Here is an 18,000-nt window from a genome sequence, read left to right on the forward strand (position 1 = left end):
AGTCATTGACCTCGATCCAATAGCCGTCGGGGTCCTGGAAGAAGATCTGCCGCACCCGTCGGTGCGGGTGTTGCCCGCGATCCTGACCGGCGCGGCTCACAAGGCCAATGCGTACTGGCGGACGGCGAGGGCGCGCCGGCCATGCAGGATGTGCCGGCCGAACGCGCTTTCGATCAGCAGGATTTCGTCGATCGTCCATGCGAGCGGCGCGATCGATGCGCGGCGGTCCGATGCGGGGGGATAATCGAGATTGAGATGGAGGCCGAAGCTGTAGTCGGGCAGCGCAAAGCCCGAAATGGCGAAGTGCCGCGCCAGCGCGCGCTGGAAGATGCCGGGGGCGCGCAGCCCCTTGCGCGGCTTGAGCGTGGCGCCCTCGATATGATCGAACACCACATCGAAGGGCTCGCCATGGAAGCCGCCCAGGATAGCGCGGGCCGCCTCGATCTTGCCGGGCATGGCCTCGCCCAGCGGGAGCAAGGTACTGTGCAGCCGGTCGAGCGCGTAGCGGCTTTCGATGCCGAACAAGGCGCGCAGCCGGGCGAGGTCGCGCAGCTTCGCCGCCGGCGGCTTGGCGAAGAGGTAGAGCGGGGGTTCCCGGCGCGTCGCCATCAGTGGAAGTTCCGCGAGCGGACCGGGATCAGGTCCGGCGCCTTGAGGCTGCGGCGCGGCGGCCAGCTTTCGGGCGCGCGCTGGCGCGGCAGTTCGAGCCGGTCGCGCGGATCGATCTCGCCGCCATGCGTCGCCCCGTCGCCGGGCATCGCCTTGAACGGGAGCTCGAGATTGCCGACGTCGCGCAGCCAGGGGGTCAGATCGGTCACCTGCTCGGCGACGAGATGGATCACGATCCCCTCGCGCTGCACCCGGCCGCGGATCGCGAGCATCGTCGCCGACATGACGATGCGGCGATGCGCCTCGAACCGGTCGGCCCAGAGCACCGCATTGGCGATCCCGGTTTCGTCCTCAAGCGTGACGAACACCACCCCCTTGGCGCTGCCCGGCCGCTGGCGCACGAGGATCAGTCCCGCGACCTCGGCCGGCTGCCTGTCCTTCATGGCGGTCAGGTCGCCGCAGCGCGCGATCCGCCGCGCCGCGAGCCGATCGCGCAGGAAGGCGACCGGATGGTTGCGCAGCGAAAGCTGGGTCGCGCGATAATCCTCGACCACCTCGCGCCCCGCGGTGAGCGGATCGAGCGTAACCTGCGGTTCGGCGCTTTCGGGCGCGATGGCCCCGGCGCGCGCATCGGCGGCGGCGAACAGGGTCAGCGGCCTATCCCCCAGCGCCTTGACCGCCCACAAGGCCTGCCGCCGGTCGAGCCCGAGCGCCTGGAACGCGTCCGCCCGCGCCAGCCGTTCGAGCGCTGCGGGCTTGACCCCGGCCCGGCGCCACACTTGCTCGACCGATGCGAACGGGCCTCCCGCGGCGCGCGCGGCGAGGATCCGCTCCGCATCCTCCTGCGAAAGCCCCTGCACGATCCGCATGCCCAGCCGCAGCGGATGCAGGTTCGCCCAGTCATCATCGGTGCCGCAAAACCCCGCATGCCGCGGACGGGGGGCCGTTCCGGGCAGGATGCGCGTGTCCCAATCGCTGCCGTTGACGCACACCGGATGCGCCTCGACGCCATGCTCGCGCGCGTCGCGGATGATCTGGGCGGGGGCATAGAAGCCCATCGGCTGCGAATTTAGCAACGCCGCGCAGAAGATATCGGGATGGCGGCACTTCATCCAGGACGAGGCGATCGCGATCTTGGCGAAGCTGGCGGCATGGCTTTCGGGAAAGCCGTAATTGCTGAAGCCCTTGATCTGCTCGACCAGCCGCTCGGCGAAGTCGAGCGAGATGCCGCGTTCGAGCATCCCCGAAATCAGCTTGGGGCCGAATTCGCCGATATCGCCGCTCGACTTGAAGGTCGCCATCGCGCGGCGCAGCCTGTCGGCCTCGTTCGCGGTGAAGCCGGCGCCGATGATCGCGACCTGCATAGCCTGTTCCTGGAACAGCGGCACGCCGAGCGTCTTTTCGAGCACCGCCTTCAGCGCGGGCGAGGGATATTCGACCAGCGCCGGATTCTGCCGCCGCTTCAGATAGGGATGCACCATATTGCCCTGGATCGGCCCCGGCCGGACGATCGCGACCTGGATGGTGATGTCGTAGAAATTGACGGGCAGCATCCGCGGCAGCATCGACATCTGCGCCCGGCTCTCGATCTGGAATACGCCGAGCGTGTCGGCCTTCCGGATCATCGCGAAGGTGGGGCCGTCATTCTCCTGCAGCACCGGCGACGACAGGGTGAGGCGCACGCCCTTATGCTCGGCGAGCAGATCGAAACTGCGCCGCATGCAGCCGAGCATGCCGAGGCCGAGAATATCGACCTTCATGAAGCCCAGTTCCTCGATATCGAGCTTCTCCCATTCGACCACGCGGCGATTTTCCATCGCCGCGGGCTCGACGGGGATCAGATGCGCGAGCGTGTCGCGGGTGAGGACGAAGCCGCCGGGATGCTGCGAGCGATGGCGCGGCGTCTTCGCCTCGACCAGTTCGTGCGCGAGCTCGAGCGTCAGCGCGAGCCGCGGATCATCGCGGTCGAGATTGAGCGCATCGGCATGCTTGCCATCGACATCGTTCGACCATCCCCAGACCTGTGAGGAGAGCGCCGCGGTCAGATCCTCGGGCAGTCCCATCGCCTTGCCGACTTCGCGCAGCGCGCTGCGCGCGCGGAAACGGATCACGACCGCGGTCAGCGCGGCATGGGCATGGCCATAGCTTTCATAGATCCACTGGATCACTTCCTCGCGCCGCTCATGCTCGAAATCGACATCGATATCGGGCGGCTCGTGGCGCTCGGTCGAGATGAAGCGCTCGAACAGCAGCTGGTGCTTGATCGGATCGATCGAGGTGATGCCGAGCACGTAGCAGATCACCGAATTCGCCGCCGAGCCGCGGCCCTGGCACAAAATCTCCTGGCTGCGCGCGAACTGGACGATCGAGTTCACGGTGAGGAAATAGGAGGCATAGCCCATCGTCTCGACCAGGCCGAGTTCGTGGGTCAGCAGGTCGCAATAGGCCTGGGGCGGATGCCCCGCGAACTTCTGCTTGAGCCCGCTCCAGGCGAGCGCGTGAAGGGCTTGCTGGGGCGATTTGCCCTGGAACACATCCTCTTCGGGATAGTGGTGCCTGAGCTCGCGCAACGAGAAGGTGCAGCGTTCGGCGATCGCCATGGAGGCGGCCAGCGCCCCCGGGTAATGGCGGAAGCGGCGCGCCATTTCCCCGGGCGATTTGAGGTGGCGGTCGGCATTGCGCTCGCGGCGAAAGCCCAGTTCGTCGATCGTGCATTTCTCGCGGATCGCGGTAACGACATCCTGCAGCATGCGGCGGTCAGGCGTGGCGTACAGCACATCGCCGGTCGCGAGCGGGGCGAGGCCGAAGCGCCGGGCATTTTCGTTCAGCCGGTGGAGCCGCACCGCATCGCCCGGGCGGCGATGCTGGGTGAGGCAGACATGGCCGCGCTCGCCGAAAATATCGGCCATCCAGCGCAAGGCGAGCGGATCGCCGGTATCGGCCAGGCTCGGGACCAGTGCGCCGACCAGGCCGGTGGCGGCTTCGGCCAGATCCTCCCAGTGGAGGAAGCATTGCCCCTTTTCGCCCCTCTGGGCATCGGCGCGCGATTTGCCGAGCGTGAGCAGTTGCGTGAGGCGGCTCCAGCCCGGGTGGTCCTCGGGCCAGACCAGCACCGCGCTGCCGTCGGTCAGGTCGAGCCGGCACCCCGCGATCATCCGTACCGGCGCGCCGAGCGCGGCGAATTGCTCGGCGGCGACCAAGGCGCGCACCACCCCGCCGACCGAATTGCGGTCGGTGATGCCGAGCGCGGGCAGGCCGAGCAGCGCCGCCTGGCGGAACAATTCCTCGGGCGAGGAGGCGCCCCGCAGGAACGAATAATGCGTCGTCACCTGGAGCTCGGCGTAGCTCATCCGAACACCCCGTGGAGATACCAGCTGAGATCGCCGGTCGCGGGCCGCTCGCCATCGCCCGAGCGGAACAGCCAATAGCGGCGCCCCGCCTCATCCTCGACGCGGAAATAGTCGCGCGTACTCGCGCGCTCGGCGTCGCGCTTCCACCATTCGCCATGGATGCGCTCGGGGCCGTCGGCGCGGATCACGCAGTGCGCCTGGCCGCGCCAGGTGAAGCGGCGCGGCGGCTGGTCGGGCAGCTCGGCCAGGACATGGTCGAGCGGCTCGGGGCGCGCGAGCAGCCGGGCGGGGCGCGGCCAATCGGGGTGCCAGGGCGGGATCGGCAGGATACGGTTGAGCTGGCGGATATCGTCGCGGCTGGGGCGGGCGCCGCCGCGTTCGGGCGGATCGAGCACCGGCGCGCGCGCGGCCGCGCGTTCGGGGACGTCGCTCTCGACCGGGCGCATCCGCCACATGCCGCGCTGGCCGATCCGCGTCGCGAGCGTATCGACCAGGGTCGCGATGTCGGGCGCCGCCTCCTCGTCGAGCCGCTCGACCACCGGCTCGGGGCCGAGCGGGGTGGCGCGGCGGACATGGAGTGCGAGGGCGTCGATGCCGAAGCCGGGCTCCATATCGCCGATCCGGCGGGCGAGCAGGCGGAGCAGATGGACGGGGTCGCGATTGGAGCGGGCGAGGCCGATGCTGATGCGTTGCGGCACGCCGTCGACCCGGTCGGCGACCAGTTCGATCGCGCGCGCGCCCAGCCCCTCGGCCTCGAGCGCGGCGGCGAGTTCGGGGACGAGCGCGCCCAGCCAGGCGGCGATGCCCTCGGCGGTGGCGATCGGCTCGGCGAAGCGGCGGGTGACGGCGATGGCGTGCGGCGGGATCACCGGGGCGAGCGGCTCGGGCATGCGGCCGAGCGCCTGGTCGAGCCGCAGCACCGTCCCCGCGCCGAAGCGGCGGACGAGCGGGCCGCGGGGGAGCGCCGCGAGCTGGCCGATCCGCTCGATGCCGAGGCGCTTGAGGAGTTCGATCGCGGGAGGCTCGAGGCGCAGCGCGGCGGTGGGGAGGGGAGCGAGCGCCTGTGCCCCGCCGGCGGGCGGGCAGATCCCGCCCGCGCCATGGTGCACCAACGCCCAGGCCGCGCCCACCGTATCGGCAATCGCGATCCGCGCGGTGAAGCCGGCGCGCGCGAGCAGCCGGACGATCCGCCGCGCCATCGCCACCTCGCCGCCGAACAGGTGCGCGGTGCCGGTCAGGTCGAGAAACAGCGTGTCGGCGCCCTCGACCGCGACGATCGGCGACCAGCGCCGCGCGGCCAGCATCGCGAACTGACCGAGCGCGGCAAGGTCGCCTTGCGTGTCGGCCGGACGGATATCGAGCCCGCGCACCTGCGCGCGCGCCTGGGCGACCGCCATGCCCGGGGCGAGCCCCAGCGCCTGCGCTTGCGGGCAGGCGGCGGCGACCAGGCTGCGATTGCCCTCGCGGATCGAGGTGATCAGCGGCGCGGGACCGCCAAGCGCCTGGCCTCCGCCCAGCGGCGCGACATGGCCGAGCCGGTCCTCGCGCGCCCAGCGCGCGCCGGGCCGCCAGCCGCCGCCGCGCGGGACCGACCCGGCCCGGAGCGGTCCGGCATCGAGAGGCGCGCGCGCGTCAGGCGGCGCGCCGGCGCGTTCCGCCCGCCACAGCCGCTCGATCGGCCAGAGCGGGAGGAAGAGCGCAGCGACCCGTTGCATCGCATGCCTCCACTTCGAGTTCGAACGCTTCGCCCCCCTTTTGCCGGGCCAGCTCGAGCCGCCAGCGCGGTCGTCCGACGCCCTCTACGGGCAACGGGGTCGAGGGGGCGGGCCCGATCCGCCAGCGGGTGACCGCGGCGGACGGTACCCGAAACGGGTCGCCGCCGGCGCGGGGATGGCGGCGGAGCAGCAGCGCGATCGTCCGTCCGCCTTCCGCCGCGAGCTGGAGCCGCCGCGTCGCGGTCATGTCGGCGCGCCTGGCCTCGCCGATCACCGCGCCCAGCCCGCGATGCCTGAGGCCCTCCTCCATCACCGCGAGCAATTCGGCATCGTCGGCCGCCTCGGCATAGATGAGCCGCTTATGATCGAGCCCTGCCTGGGCCAGCCCCGGCGCGAACAGGTCGCGCCGCCGCACCACCCACAGCACCGGCCCCCAGGCGCGTGCGGCGATCCCGGCCATGAACAGGGTCGCGGCGCAATCGTCCGCCATATCCGCGCCCGCGCCCGCCACTTCGTGGAGCGCGTCGAGCCTGAGCCCGCCGTTCGCGAGGCGGCCGTCGAGCGGCTCGATGCCAAAGGGCAAGGCGGGCCTGCGCCGAAACCCGCCGGTCTCGATTCCGGCGAGCGTCTCGCGCAATTGCTTCAGGACGGCGGGATCGGCCACGCGGCGTGCGACTCGGTTGTGGATTATGTTCCTATTCTGTTCTCATTCCAACAAGAGTCAACCACCCACCGCTTGTGCTCCGGCGAAGGCCGGAGCGGTGGCGTTACGGGCGGGTGCCCGCTTTTCTCCAACGCTCCAGCCTTCGCCGGAGCACGGAAGGGCGCGCGGGTCGCCCTATTGCTATTCGGAACATCGCTCTTACGGTGCCTTATCCCCGTGACACGGAGCCGAAATGATGACCCCGTTACTCTCCCGCCGCCAGGCGCTGCTCGCCTCTTCCACCCTGCTCGCCACGCCTCTACTCACCGCCGCCACGCGTTTCGATCCCGCCGACGCCTCGCCCCTGCTCAAGCCGTGGAGCGGCGGGTTCGGCGGGGTGCCGCCCTGGGACCAGATCAAGCCGGCGATGTTCCCCGCGGCGTTCGAGACGGCGATGGCGGAGCTGCGCGCCGAAACGCTGGCGATCCGCGACGCGAAAACCAGGCCGAGCTTCAAGACCGTCGTCCTGCCGATGCAGATGACGGGCGAGACGATGGACCGCGTCCAGTCGGTCTGGGGGGTCTACACCTCGAACCTCGCCACCAAGGAAGTCCAGGCGATCGACCGCGAATGGAGCCCCAGGCTCGCCAAATTCTATGACGAGCTGTTCCTCGATCCCAAGCTCGCGGCGCGGGTGAAGGGCGCATACGATACGCGCAAGTCGCAGAGGCTCGACGCCCAGCAGATGCGGCTGCTCGAGCGCAGCTATCGCGGCTTCGTGCGGCGCGGCGCCTATCTGTCGGACGCCCAGCGCGCCGAAGTGACCACGCTCAACCAGGCGCTCGCCTCGGCCTATTCGGAGTTCAGCCGCAAGGTGCTCGCCGATGAGGAAACCTGGATCCTGCTCGATCAGGAGAGTGATTTCGCCGGGCTGCCCGACAGCTTCAAGGCCTCGCTCAAGGCCGCCGCGGACGAGCGCAAGGTGAGCGGCTGGGCGGTGGTCAACACGCGTTCGTCGGTCGCGCCCTTCCTCGCCAATTCGACCAACCGGGCGCTTCGCGAGAAAGTCTGGCGCGCCTTCATCAAGCGCGGCGACAATGGTGACGCGAACGACACCAAGGCGGTGATCGCGACCATCCTCAAGCTCCGCCAGCAACGCGCGGTGCTGCTCGGCTTCAAGAACCACGCTTACCTCAGGATGGACGACACGATGGCGGAAAATCCCGCCAATGCGATGAAGCTGATGATGTCGGTCTGGCCGGCGGCGCGCGCGCGGGTGGGCGAGGAAGTCGCCGACATGCAGGCGCTCGCCGACAAGGAGGGCGCGGGGATCACGATCGAGCCCTGGGACTATCGCTTCTATGCCGAGAAGGTCCGCAAAGAGCGGTACGACCTCGATGAGGCCGAGGTGAAGCCGTACCTCGAGCTGAGCAATATCCTCGCCGGCGCCTTCTATGCCTGCGGGCGGCTCTACGATCTCGACTTCAAGGAAAATACCGGCGCGATTCCCGTATTCGACCCCAATGTCCGCACCTTCGTCGTGACGCACAAGGTGACCGGGAAAAATGTCGGCATCTTCTATTTCGACGGCTATGCGCGCTCGGGCAAACGCTCGGGCGCCTGGGCAACGCGCTATCGCGGGCAGCAGAAACTGGGCGGGGAGCGCAACACGCTTGCCTCCAACAACAATAATTTCGTCAAGGGCGGGGCGGGCGAGCCGACGCTGATCAGCATCGACGACGCGACCACGCTGTTCCACGAATTCGGCCATGCGATCCACAGCCTGCTCCAGAACATCACCTATCCGGGGCTGGCGGGCACGCCGCGCGATTTCGTCGAATATCCGAGCCAGGTGAACGAGAATTGGCTGCTCACCCGCGACGTGCTCGACAAGTTCGCGAAACACTACAAGACCGGCGAGCCGATGCCCCAGGCGCTGGTCGACAAGATCGAGAAGAGCTCGACCTTCAACCAGGGCTTCGACACGGTCGAATATCTCGCCTGCGCGATCGTCGACATGCAGCTCCATGACCGCGAGACGCCGGTGACCGACATCGCCGCATACGAGACCGAGGCGCTGGCTGCGCTGGGGATGCCGAAGGAGATCGTGCTCCGCCACCGGCTGCCCCAGTTCAACCATCTCTTCTCGTCGGACGCCTATTCGGCGGGATATTATTCGTATCTCTGGTCCGAGACGATGGACGCCGACACCTGGGCGGCGTTCGTCGAGACCGGCAATGTCTGGGACAAGGCGACCGCCGACCGCTTCCGCACCACCCTGCTCTCGACCGGCAACGAGACCGACCGCAAGGCCGCCTATCGCGCGTTTCGCGGGCGCGATCCCGACGTGACGGCCCTGTTCAAGCGGCGCGGATTTCCGGTGACCTGAAGCCATATCGGCCCCGTTGCGGCGGGGCCGGTACAGGTGTAATCTCATCGCCTCCAACGATGGGGGTTCGTCCGATGCGCGCAATCCTGATCACGCTTGGTGTGGCGATCGCGGCCACGGGCTTCACCGCGGCCCCCGCCATGACGGCACAGCGCGCGCCCGCCACCTTCATCCCGCCCAGCGTCGGCGAGGAGCGTTTCCTCGAATCCTGGTTCGGCGCCGAACTGCGCAGCGCGGGCCTTCGTCCGCTCTGGACCGAGCGCGGGCTCGACGGTTATCGCGAGCGCTATCGCCTGCTGTTCGCGGCGGGCAGCACGGGCGTGACGATCGTCACCATCGATGTCGATCCCGACGGCACCGGGGTGGTGACCGCGACGCGCAAGCGCCCGGGCGGGATCGTCGAGCGTGACCAGCGCGCGGTCTATATCCCCGGCCGCGTCGCCTGGAGCGAGCAGTTCGGGGTCAATCGCGGCGCGACCCGGAGCCTGCGCCGGGTGTTCGACGCGCAGCATTTCTTCGCCCGCAGCTTCCGCGCCGAGACACCCCTTCCCGAGGAAGCGGCGGCGACGTGCGGTGACGGGGTCGGCTATCTGATCGAGCTGCGGGACCGCAGCGGCTATCACGCCATCACCCGCGACAATTGCGACGCCGCCGACGCCCGCGCGCTGATCGACGCGGTGCTGAAGCTGAGCGACGGGGCCTGGCCCCGCCGCTAATTCAGGTCAGCACTACTGACCTTGTTGCGCTGCCCGTTGAAATTTTATAACAAGGCTCCAAAGCCGAGTCCCGTGCGTTGGCCCAAGCAATTGCACGTGTCTCATAACGCCCCGGAGAGCCCATGTCGGTCGAGCGCGATCGCTCCAATCTGCCGCCGCTGTCGCTGCACGTGCCCGAGCCGAAGTTCCGGCCCGGCGACACGGCGGACTTCAGCGACTTCGATATTCCCGCAGCGGGCGCCGCGCGGCGACCCGATACCGCCGAGCCCGCGAGCGGGTTTCACGAGCTTTCCTATTCGCTGGTCCGCGTGCTCGACGAGGCGGGCAATGCGGTCGGCCCCTGGGACCCCAAGCTCGATGGCGAGACGCTGCGCAAGATGCTCCGCGCCATGGCGCTCACCCGCGCGTTCGACGAGCGCATGTTCCGCGCGCAACGGCAGGGTAAGACCAGCTTCTACATGAAGTCGACCGGCGAGGAGGCGGTCGCGGTGGCCGCGACGATGGCGCTCGCCTCGGACGATATGTGCTTCCCCAGCTATCGCCAGCAGGGCATCCTCGTCACGCGCGGCTACAGCCTCGTCGACATGATGAACCAGATCTATTCGAACAGCGCCGATCCGCTCCAGGGCCGCCAGCTGCCGATCATGTATTCGTCCAAGGCGACCGGCTTCTTCTCGATCTCGGGCAATCTCGCGACCCAATATCCGCAGGCGGTGGGCTGGGCGATGGCGAGCGCGGCCAAGGGCGACAGCCGGATCGCCGCGGTCTGGTGCGGCGAGGGCTCGACCGCCGAGGGCGATTTCCATTCGGCGATGACCTTCGCGACGGTCTACAAGGCGCCGGTCATCCTCAACGTCGTCAACAATCAATGGGCGATTTCGAGCTTTTCGGGGTTCGCCGGGGCCGAGGCGACCACCTTCGCGGCGCGCGCGGTGGGCTATGGCATCGCGGGTCTCAGGATCGACGGCAATGACGCACTGGCGGTCTATGCCGCGACCCAATGGGCGGCCGAGCGCGCGCGGACCAATCAGGGCCCCACGCTGATCGAGCATTTCACCTATCGCGCCGAAGGCCATTCGACCTCGGACGATCCGGGCCAGTATCGGTCGGCCGACGAGAGCTCGGCCTGGCCGCTCGGCGATCCGATCGCGCGGCTCAAGCAGCACCTCATCCATCTCGGCGAATGGGACGAGGAGCGCCACGCCGCGCAGGACCTCGAACTCGCCGAGCAGGTGAAGGCCGCGCAAAAGGCCGCCGAGAAGAACGGCGTGCTCGGCCACGGCATGCACCAGCCCTTCGAGACGATGTTCGAAGGTGTGTTCGAGGAGATGCCGTGGCACCTCAAGGAACAGTGCCAGCAGATGATCGACGAGCGCAAGGCGGCGGGGATCTGACATGGCACGCATGAACATGATCCAGGCCATCAACTCCGCGATGGAGGTGATGATGGCGCGCGATCCCGACGTAGTCGTGATGGGCGAGGATGTCGGCTATTTCGGCGGCGTCTTCCGCGCGACCGCGGGGCTGCAGGCCAAGTTCGGCAAGACCCGCGTGTTCGACACGCCGATCACCGAATGCGGGATCATCGGCGTGGCGGTGGGCATGGGCGCGTACGGATTGCGCCCGGTGCCCGAGATCCAGTTCGCCGATTACATCTATCCCGCGCTCGACCAGCTGGTGAGCGAGGCGGCGCGGCTGCGCTATCGCTCGGCGGGCGATTTCACCTCGCCGATCACGGTGCGCTCGCCCTTCGGCGGGGGCATCTTCGGCGGCCAGACCCACAGCCAGAGCCCCGAGGGCATCTTCACCCATGTCTCGGGCATCAAGACGGTCATCCCGGCGACCCCCTATGACGCCAAGGGCCTGCTGATCGCCGCGATCGAGGATAATGATCCGACCATCTTCTTCGAGCCCAAGCGCATCTATAACGGGCCCTTCGACGGCCATTACGACCGGCCTTCGAAGAACTGGTCCCAGCATCCCGCGGGCGAGGTGCCCGAGGGCTATTACAAGATCGAGCTCGGCAAGGCCGCGACCGTCCGCTCGGGCGAGGCGGTGACGATCCTGGCCTACGGCACGATGGTTCATGTCGTGCTGAGCACGATCGAGGAGCTGGGCGTCGATGCCGAGATCATCGATCTGCGCACGCTGGTGCCGCTCGATATCGAGGCGATCGAGGCGTCGGTCAAAAAGACCGGGCGCTGCCTGATCGTGCACGAAGCGACGCGCACCGGGGGCTTCGGGGCGGAACTCTCCGCGCTCGTCCAGGAACGCTGCTTCTACCATCTCGAGGCGCCGATCGAGCGCGTCACCGGCTTCGACACGCCCTATCCGCACAGCCTCGAATGGGCCTATTTCCCCGGCCCCGTCCGCATCGGCGAGGCGCTCAAGAAACTCCTGAAGGACTGACCGCGATGGCCCGCTTCACATTCCGTCTTCCGGACATCGGCGAAGGCATCGCCGAGGCCGAGATCGTCGCGTGGCACGTGCGAGTAGGCGAGCGCGTCGAGGAGGACCAGCAGGTCGCCGACATGATGACCGACAAGGCGACCGTCGAGATGGAATCGCCGGTCTCGGGGATCGTGGTCGAGCTGGCGGGCGAGGTCGGCGATCAGGTCGCGATCGGTTCGGCGCTGATGGTGGTCGAGACCGACGGGGATGCGGACGAGGCGCCTGCCGCGATCGAGGAAGCGGTCGAGGCGGAGACACCGGGGGTTGAGGAGATCCAACCTAATCCCGTTCGCGCTGAGCCTGTCGAAGCGCCGTCCTCCACTTCCCCCGCGGTCGAGAAAGAAGAACAGCCCTTCGACAAGCTCAAGGCGAACGGAGAGGGCGTATCACCCGCTTCAGAAGCAACCGCCAAGTCCCATGCCCTCGCTTCCCCCGCCGTCCGCGCGCGCGCCAAGGATCTGGGTGTCGATCTCGCCGCGGTGAAGACCGATGGCGACCGCGTCCGCCACGCCGATCTCGACGCGTATCTCCGCTACCAGTCGGGCCAGGGCTACCACGCCCCTCACGCCAGCCGCGCGCGCGACGACGAGACGATCAAGGTCATCGGCATGCGCCGCAAGATCGCGGAGAATATGGCCGCCGCGAAGCGCAACATCCCGCACTTCACCTATGTCGACGAAATCGACGTCACGTCGCTCGAGGCGATGCGCGCCGATCTCAACGCCAATCGCGGTCAGCGTCCCAAGCTCACCATGCTTCCGCTGATGATCGTCGCGATTTGCCGCAGCCTGCCCCAATTCCCGATGCTCAACGCGCGCTATGACGACGAAGCCGGCGTGGTGACGCGCTCGGGCCGCGTCCATATGGGCATGGCGACGCAGACCGATGCGGGGCTCACCGTGCCCGTGATCCGCGACGCGCAGGACAAGAATGTCTGGCAGCTCGCAGCCGAGATCGGCCGCCTCGCCGAGGCCGCGCGCGCCAACAAGCTCAAGCCCGAGGAAATGGGCGGCGGCACGATCACCATCACATCGCTGGGGCCCTTGGGCGGCATCGCCACCACCCCGGTGATCAACCGCCCCGAGGTCGCGATCATCGGGCCCAACAAGATCGTCGAGCGCCCGGTATTCCAGGGCGACGACATCGTCCGCGCCAAACTCATGAACCTCTCGATCAGCTGCGACCACCGCGTCGTCGATGGCTGGGACGCGGCGAGCTATGTCCAGGCACTCAAGAAGCTGCTCGAGACCCCGGTGCTGCTCTTCGCGGACTGATTCAGCTCCGCTGAATACGACTTCAGGGCAACCAGCTGCTCCGGTTGCGGCGCATCTGGAGCTGGCCTTGGCGCGTGCGGAACCGGGCCTCGTCATTGTGCCGCCGCAGTTCGGCGGCCGCCTGGTTCTGCTTCTGTCCGAAGGCGCTGAAGGCCTCGAGATCGGCATTGTTGTTGAACATGAACACCGGCCCCTGCGGCACCCAGCGGCGCCGCGCGAGCACCCGGCACGCGCCCTCGGCCGCGTCGAACATCCGCTTCTGGATCCCGTCGAGCTCGACGAGGCTGGCATCGGTATCGTTGCTGTTCATCGAGTCCCGGATCTCGCGCTTGTAGATCTCGGGATAATCGGTGTCGTCGAGCGCCTTGACGAAGGCGCGATAGCTGGCGCGGCGGCGCTCGATCAGCGCGTGCGACTTGGCGTTGGTCGTACCGACCGTCGCGCAGTGCGAGAGCAGGCCCGGGCTGGCGTGCAGCGCGCTGGCGTCGGCCATCAGCTGGAGCCCGGCCGCCCGCGCTTCGTCGTCGAGCGCGCGCTGGCCATCGGTCGCCTCGCGGATCAGCGCGACGAACAGCTTCGATATCGGCCCGCGATTTTCGGCGCCGGCGGGGAAGCGCGGATAATTGTCCGGCCCATAGTCCATCTCGGCCAGCGTGCTGAGATCGGCCTTGATGCGCTGTTCGTGCAGCTGGGTCTCCCAATAGCCGACCCCGGCGGCGGTGAGCAGCAGCAGCATGAAGCTCATCAGCTTCCAGTTCGCGGTCGCGCGGCGGATCGTGATCAGATAGCCGATCCCCCACAGGATCAGCGCGATCACCATCGCCGCCGCCATGATCACCGGCAGCGGCGCGGGCGGGAGATAGGGCGCGCCGAACCATCCCCCCGCGATCAGCAGTACGCAGCCGATCAGCGCCGCGGCGAGCGGATGGCCCTCGTTCCACTCGTCGGGATCATATTGGTCTTCATAGTCCATGCCCCGTCTCCCCTACCGGTGAGGATAGCCCGACGGTGCCGGCGCGCAACTGCTCCGTTTCGCGGCGCCGTCACTCGAAATAGGCCGGGGGCAGGTCGAGCGCGTCCTGGACCGGCAGGACCAGTTCGCGCCGCAGCCATGGCTGGGGCGCCGGCAGTCCGTTCACGTACCGCCCATAGGCGCCCATATAGGGCATCATGCAGCTAGTCTGATAGGAAGTGGGGGACCAGCCGTCGGGGGCGAGGAACACGGTAAGCCCGCGCTTCTCGCTGAATGGCGACGCGCCATAGGTCGAGATGTTCCAGACCGTGCGCAGATGCGCGCCATAATCGGTCACGTGCCGGTCCTTGCCCTGAAGCGCATTGTCGATGCTCTGCGCCGGCCAGCCCTCGAGCTGGAAGAAGCTGTTGTAGCCGGCGGATTTGGTGTCGTGCGACGTGCCGGGCCCCGGATAGGCGGTGGTGGTCGCGCCGACCAGCAGCGCCAGCAGCAGCCCGCATGTCGCGAATGCGCCGTTCTTCAGATAGGTGACCGTGCTCGGCGCGGTCTCGCCCTTGATCGCGAGGTAATACCAGCCGCTGACATTCCCCTTCATGCCGCCGCTCGAATAATGCGAATTCAGGGCGTCCGATGCGGTCTTGAGGTCGCTCCTCAGAAAGGCGCGGTAGAATTCCCGGTCGATCGTATAGTCGATTCCGAAGGGGGCGAGATCCTTGCCCGCATGGATCACGACGAAATGCGCGCCGCTGAGCAGCAGCGTCACGAAACGCTCGACCGTGGTGGCGTCCCATTTGCCATCGTTCGTGTGGAAGCCGCATCGTTCATATCCCAGGAGCTGGAACTGGGCGAGAGAGCTCCCGTCCAGATAGTGGGGCTTGGGGATCCACAGGGTGCGCGGCATCGCGCTCGTCGCCGCGGGCGCTCCGATATAGTGTTTGAAGAAGTCGATCAGCGCCTGATCGGGCACCGGGCACGCCCGGCGGTCATTCTTCGTCCAGTAATCCTTGAGCATCTTGATGAGAACCGGCATCTGTCCGCCGGTGAAATCGGCATAGGGCGTGACGCTGTCTTCGACATGCGCATAGTGCGGATAGATGAGGTCCGACGAGCGCATATTGGCGCCGAACATCGAATTGGCGAAATCCTGGAAGAGATAGGGGATCTTCTCGGTGAGCCCCATCGGATTGCTGCCGATCGGAATGGCATAGGCGGGCGGGCGATTGACCAGCAACGCCGGATAGAGCGACAGCGTCGCGTTGATCGGCATCGTGTCGTAGAGTTCGCGGTCGAACCCGTGGAGATAGCCCGGGGAAACGTCGACCAGTGCGAGCAGCGACTTGTCCTTGTTCTCGGGAAGCCAATAGCCGAGCTGATAGAGTACGGCCGAGCCGTCGCTCGCCTTGCCGAGCAGCCGCAGCTGCCCCGTGCAGGCGCCGCTGTTGTTGAGGCTCGAGAAGGTGACCGTCTGTCCGTTCCTGAGGATGGTCGGAATCGGCGCCCAGATCGGGTCCGGGACCGGCACGAGCATCTTGCCCGCCACGGGCAGCGACGTGATGTCGAGATCGACACCGCAATTATTGTGGATCGTGATGGTGAGGTTGCGCGGCTCGCTCATGGTCTTGCCTCATGGTGGGGAGGGGGCACAGCTACGCTGTGCGCTCCATAACCCGCTGCGGCGGTTGCGCAAAACCCCCGGTTCGCTCGGGGGCCGGACCTCGTCGGCGCCCGGTTTGCGCGCCGATAGCCAAGCTTGCTTGCCCCCGGCCGCAGCGGCGGCCATGGGAGCGCGCATGTCTCCTTCCCCGATGCATGACCGCAAGGGGCTGATGCTCGGCATCGGCGCCTATGCCCTGTGGGGCGTGCTGCCCCTCTATATCCATCTGCTGCGCGCCGTCCCCGCGCTGCAATTGCTCGCGCACCGCGTGCTCTGGTCGCTGCTGCTGCTCTTGGGCGTCGTGCTGCTGCTCGGGCGCGGACGGGCGATGCTCGCGGCGGCGCGGGGCAAGACCCTGCTCTATCTGCTCGCCAGCACAGTGATGATCGCGATCAACTGGCTGGTCTATATCTGGGCGGTCCAGAACGATCATGTGATCGAGGCGAGCCTGGGCTATTTCATCAATCCGCTGGTCAATGTGGCACTCGGCATGGTGGTGCTGGGCGAGCGGCTGCGGCGGCTTCAGGGCATCGCGATCGCCATCGCCGCGGCGGGGGTGGCGATCATGGCGGCGAGCGGCGGGGCCTTGTGGATCTCGCTCTCCCTCGCGGTGAGCTTCGGGCTCTACGGTCTGCTCCGCAAGGTCGTCGCGATCGATGCGCTGGGCGGGCTGACGATGGAGACGTTGCTGCTCGCGCCGCTCTGCCTCTTCTGGCTGGTCCAGGCCCAGCGGGCGGGCGACGCGGCCTGGGGCCAGTCGCTCCCGCTCAACCTGATGCTGGTCCTCGCCGGAATCGTCACCGCGACGCCACTGCTGATGTTCGCGGCGGCGGCGCGGCGCATGGCCTATTCGACGATCGGGCTGCTCCAATATATCGCGCCGACGCTCCAGTTCCTGATCGCGGTGCTGGTTCTCGGCGAGCCGCTCCACCTCGCGCATATTATCACCTTCGCGCTGATCTGGAGCGGCTGTGCGCTCTATGCCTGGGACATGCTGCGCGCCTCGCGCGATGCCGGGGCGGGAATTTAAATTCAACCGAATGGTTGACTATCAAGGGCGGCGCGCGTAATTCAATCAAATGGTTGAACGACTCGACGCCACCTTCCACGCCCTCGCCGATCCCACGCGGCGCGGCATGCTTGCAACGCTGGCGCTCGGCGAGCGTTCGATCGGCGAGCTGGCCGAGCCCTATGCGATGAGCTTCGAGGGCGCCTCGAAGCATGTCCGCGTGCTCGAAACCGCCGGGCTGGTCGCGCGGCGCAAGGTCGGGCGGACGCAGATGTGCCGGCTCCAGGCCGAGCCGCTCGGCGAGGCCGATGCCTGGCTCAGGCAATGGGAGCAGTTCTGGAATGTCCGCCTCGACCGGCTGGAGGCGCTGATCGCCGCGGAGAAGCAGAAATGACCAGCGCGACCCCGTTTCTGATGTTCCAGCACGCCAAGGGGCAGGCGGCGATCGACTTTTATGTCGCCACCATCCCCGGCAGCAGCGTCGATTCGATCCAGCTGTTCGGTCCCGAGGGGCCGGGCCCCGAAGGCACGGTGCTGCGCGCTTATGTCACCATCGCCGGGCAGAAGGTGATGGTCCATGACAGCTTCGTCACCCATGGCTTCGATTTCACGCCGAGCTTCTCCTTCTTCGTCGATGTGGCCGACGAGGCCGAGTTCGACCGGCTGTTCGCGGCGCTGTCGGCGGGTGGCGCGGTGCTGATGCCGCCCGCCAACTATGGCTGGAGCCCCAAATTCGGCTGGTGCAGCGACCGGTTCGGCGTCTCGTGGCAGGTCAATCTCGCATGAGCGCCCCCGTCATCACCCTCACCCGCGACTATGCCGCCCCGGCCGAGCGCGTGTTCGATGCCTGGCTCAACCCGGAGGACGCGCGCCGCTTCCTGTTCGCCACGCCCGAGGGCGAGATGCAGACGGTCGAGATCGATCCGCGCGTCGGCGGCCGCGCACTGATCGTCGAGCGGCGTGCCTCGGGCGATGCGCGTCACCGGATGGAGTTCGAGGTCATCGACCGGCCGACGCGGCTCGTCTTCCGCTTCGCCGCCGATCCTTCGGCGGAAGGCGAATGGACCCGCGTCTCGATCGCGATCGAGCCCAAGGGCGGGCGCTGCACGCTGACGCTCACCCACGAAATGGACCCCGAATGGGCCGCTTATGAAGAACAGACGCGCAAGGGCTGGACGATGGTCCTCGCCAGCCTCGCGCGGGCAATCGGAGAATGA

At 67.7% G+C, this 18,000-nt stretch carries 15 protein-coding genes; 9 read left to right on the forward strand and 6 right to left on the reverse strand.

The window, feature by feature from the left end; all coding sequences use genetic code 11:
• Positions 1–96 precede the first annotated feature (96 nt).
• The 4 genes from OF829_RS06990 to OF829_RS07005 are packed head-to-tail and all read right to left on the reverse strand — an operon-like array spanning position 97 to position 6,338.
• Entirely contained in the window at positions 97–609 is a 513-nt protein-coding gene (locus OF829_RS06990) for a 2'-5' RNA ligase family protein (protein WP_264939261.1), read from the reverse strand.
• A complete protein-coding gene (locus OF829_RS06995; RefSeq protein WP_264939262.1) occupies positions 609–3,959 on the reverse strand; it encodes an error-prone DNA polymerase in 3,351 nt (1,116 codons plus the stop codon). Before OF829_RS06995 ends, OF829_RS06990 begins: the two co-directional genes overlap by 1 nt.
• The gene (locus OF829_RS07000; RefSeq protein ID WP_264939263.1) at positions 3,956–5,674 is read right to left on the reverse strand and encodes a DNA polymerase Y family protein; all 1,719 of its coding nucleotides are present in this window, start codon (positions 5,672–5,674) and stop codon (positions 3,956–3,958) included. The genes OF829_RS06995 and OF829_RS07000 overlap by 4 nt, the downstream gene beginning before the upstream one ends.
• The gene (locus OF829_RS07005) at positions 5,592–6,338 is read right to left on the reverse strand and encodes an ImuA family protein (protein ID WP_264939264.1); all 747 of its coding nucleotides are present in this window, start codon (positions 6,336–6,338) and stop codon (positions 5,592–5,594) included. The genes OF829_RS07000 and OF829_RS07005 overlap by 83 nt, the downstream gene beginning before the upstream one ends.
• A gap of 232 nt (positions 6,339–6,570) precedes the next feature.
• On the opposite strand from OF829_RS07005, the gene OF829_RS07010 reads away from it, so the two are divergent.
• The 5 genes from OF829_RS07010 to OF829_RS07030 all read left to right on the forward strand — a co-directional run bounded on the left by OF829_RS07010 (position 6,571) and on the right by OF829_RS07030 (position 13,147).
• Positions 6,571–8,706 (forward strand): M3 family metallopeptidase, encoded by a 2,136-nt coding sequence (locus OF829_RS07010; protein ID WP_264939265.1) that lies wholly within the window; start codon positions 6,571–6,573, stop codon positions 8,704–8,706.
• 74 nt (positions 8,707–8,780) lie between these two features.
• Positions 8,781–9,422 (forward strand): hypothetical protein, encoded by a 642-nt coding sequence (locus tag OF829_RS07015; RefSeq protein WP_264939266.1) that lies wholly within the window; start codon positions 8,781–8,783, stop codon positions 9,420–9,422.
• A 122-nt stretch (positions 9,423–9,544) separates the two neighbouring features.
• Positions 9,545–10,816 (forward strand): 3-methyl-2-oxobutanoate dehydrogenase (2-methylpropanoyl-transferring) subunit alpha, encoded by a 1,272-nt coding sequence (locus OF829_RS07020; protein ID WP_264939267.1) that lies wholly within the window; start codon positions 9,545–9,547, stop codon positions 10,814–10,816.
• A 10-nt stretch (positions 10,817–10,826) separates the two neighbouring features.
• On the forward strand, positions 10,827–11,831 hold the full coding sequence (locus OF829_RS07025) for an alpha-ketoacid dehydrogenase subunit beta (RefSeq protein WP_319951541.1): 1,005 nt from the start codon (positions 10,827–10,829) through the stop codon (positions 11,829–11,831).
• Positions 11,832–11,836: 5 nt separating this feature from the next.
• Positions 11,837–13,147 carry a dihydrolipoamide acetyltransferase family protein gene (locus tag OF829_RS07030; RefSeq protein ID WP_264939269.1) on the forward strand — a complete coding sequence of 437 codons (1,311 nt, stop codon included), beginning with the start codon at positions 11,837–11,839 and terminating at the stop codon, positions 13,145–13,147.
• 22 nt (positions 13,148–13,169) lie between these two features.
• Here the strand turns inward: OF829_RS07030 and OF829_RS07035 are convergent, their stop codons facing one another.
• Both OF829_RS07035 and OF829_RS07040 read right to left on the reverse strand, forming a co-directional pair.
• Entirely contained in the window at positions 13,170–14,120 is a 951-nt protein-coding gene (locus OF829_RS07035; RefSeq protein WP_264939270.1) for a hypothetical protein, read from the reverse strand.
• A 70-nt stretch (positions 14,121–14,190) separates the two neighbouring features.
• On the reverse strand, positions 14,191–15,735 hold the full coding sequence (locus OF829_RS07040; RefSeq protein WP_264939271.1) for a hypothetical protein: 1,545 nt from the start codon (positions 15,733–15,735) through the stop codon (positions 14,191–14,193).
• 175 nt (positions 15,736–15,910) lie between these two features.
• Between OF829_RS07040 and rarD the strand changes: the two genes are divergently transcribed.
• From rarD to OF829_RS07060, 4 genes are read left to right on the forward strand one after another with little or no spacing between them, the layout of a single operon-like run.
• The gene (rarD, locus tag OF829_RS07045; RefSeq protein ID WP_264939272.1) at positions 15,911–16,804 is read left to right on the forward strand and encodes an EamA family transporter RarD; all 894 of its coding nucleotides are present in this window, start codon (positions 15,911–15,913) and stop codon (positions 16,802–16,804) included.
• 49 nt (positions 16,805–16,853) lie between these two features.
• Positions 16,854–17,177, forward strand: coding sequence for an ArsR/SmtB family transcription factor (locus OF829_RS07050; RefSeq protein ID WP_264939273.1), 324 nt, complete (start codon positions 16,854–16,856; stop codon positions 17,175–17,177).
• Entirely contained in the window at positions 17,174–17,569 is a 396-nt protein-coding gene (locus tag OF829_RS07055) for a VOC family protein (protein WP_264939274.1), read from the forward strand. The genes OF829_RS07050 and OF829_RS07055 overlap by 4 nt, the downstream gene beginning before the upstream one ends.
• Entirely contained in the window at positions 17,566–18,000 is a 435-nt protein-coding gene (locus OF829_RS07060) for an SRPBCC family protein (protein ID WP_264939275.1), read from the forward strand. Before OF829_RS07055 ends, OF829_RS07060 begins: the two co-directional genes overlap by 4 nt.

Origin of the sequence: Sphingomonas caeni (genome assembly GCF_026013415.1) — a bacterium.
Classification (GTDB): Bacteria; Pseudomonadota; Alphaproteobacteria; order Sphingomonadales; family Sphingomonadaceae; genus Sphingomonas; species Sphingomonas caeni.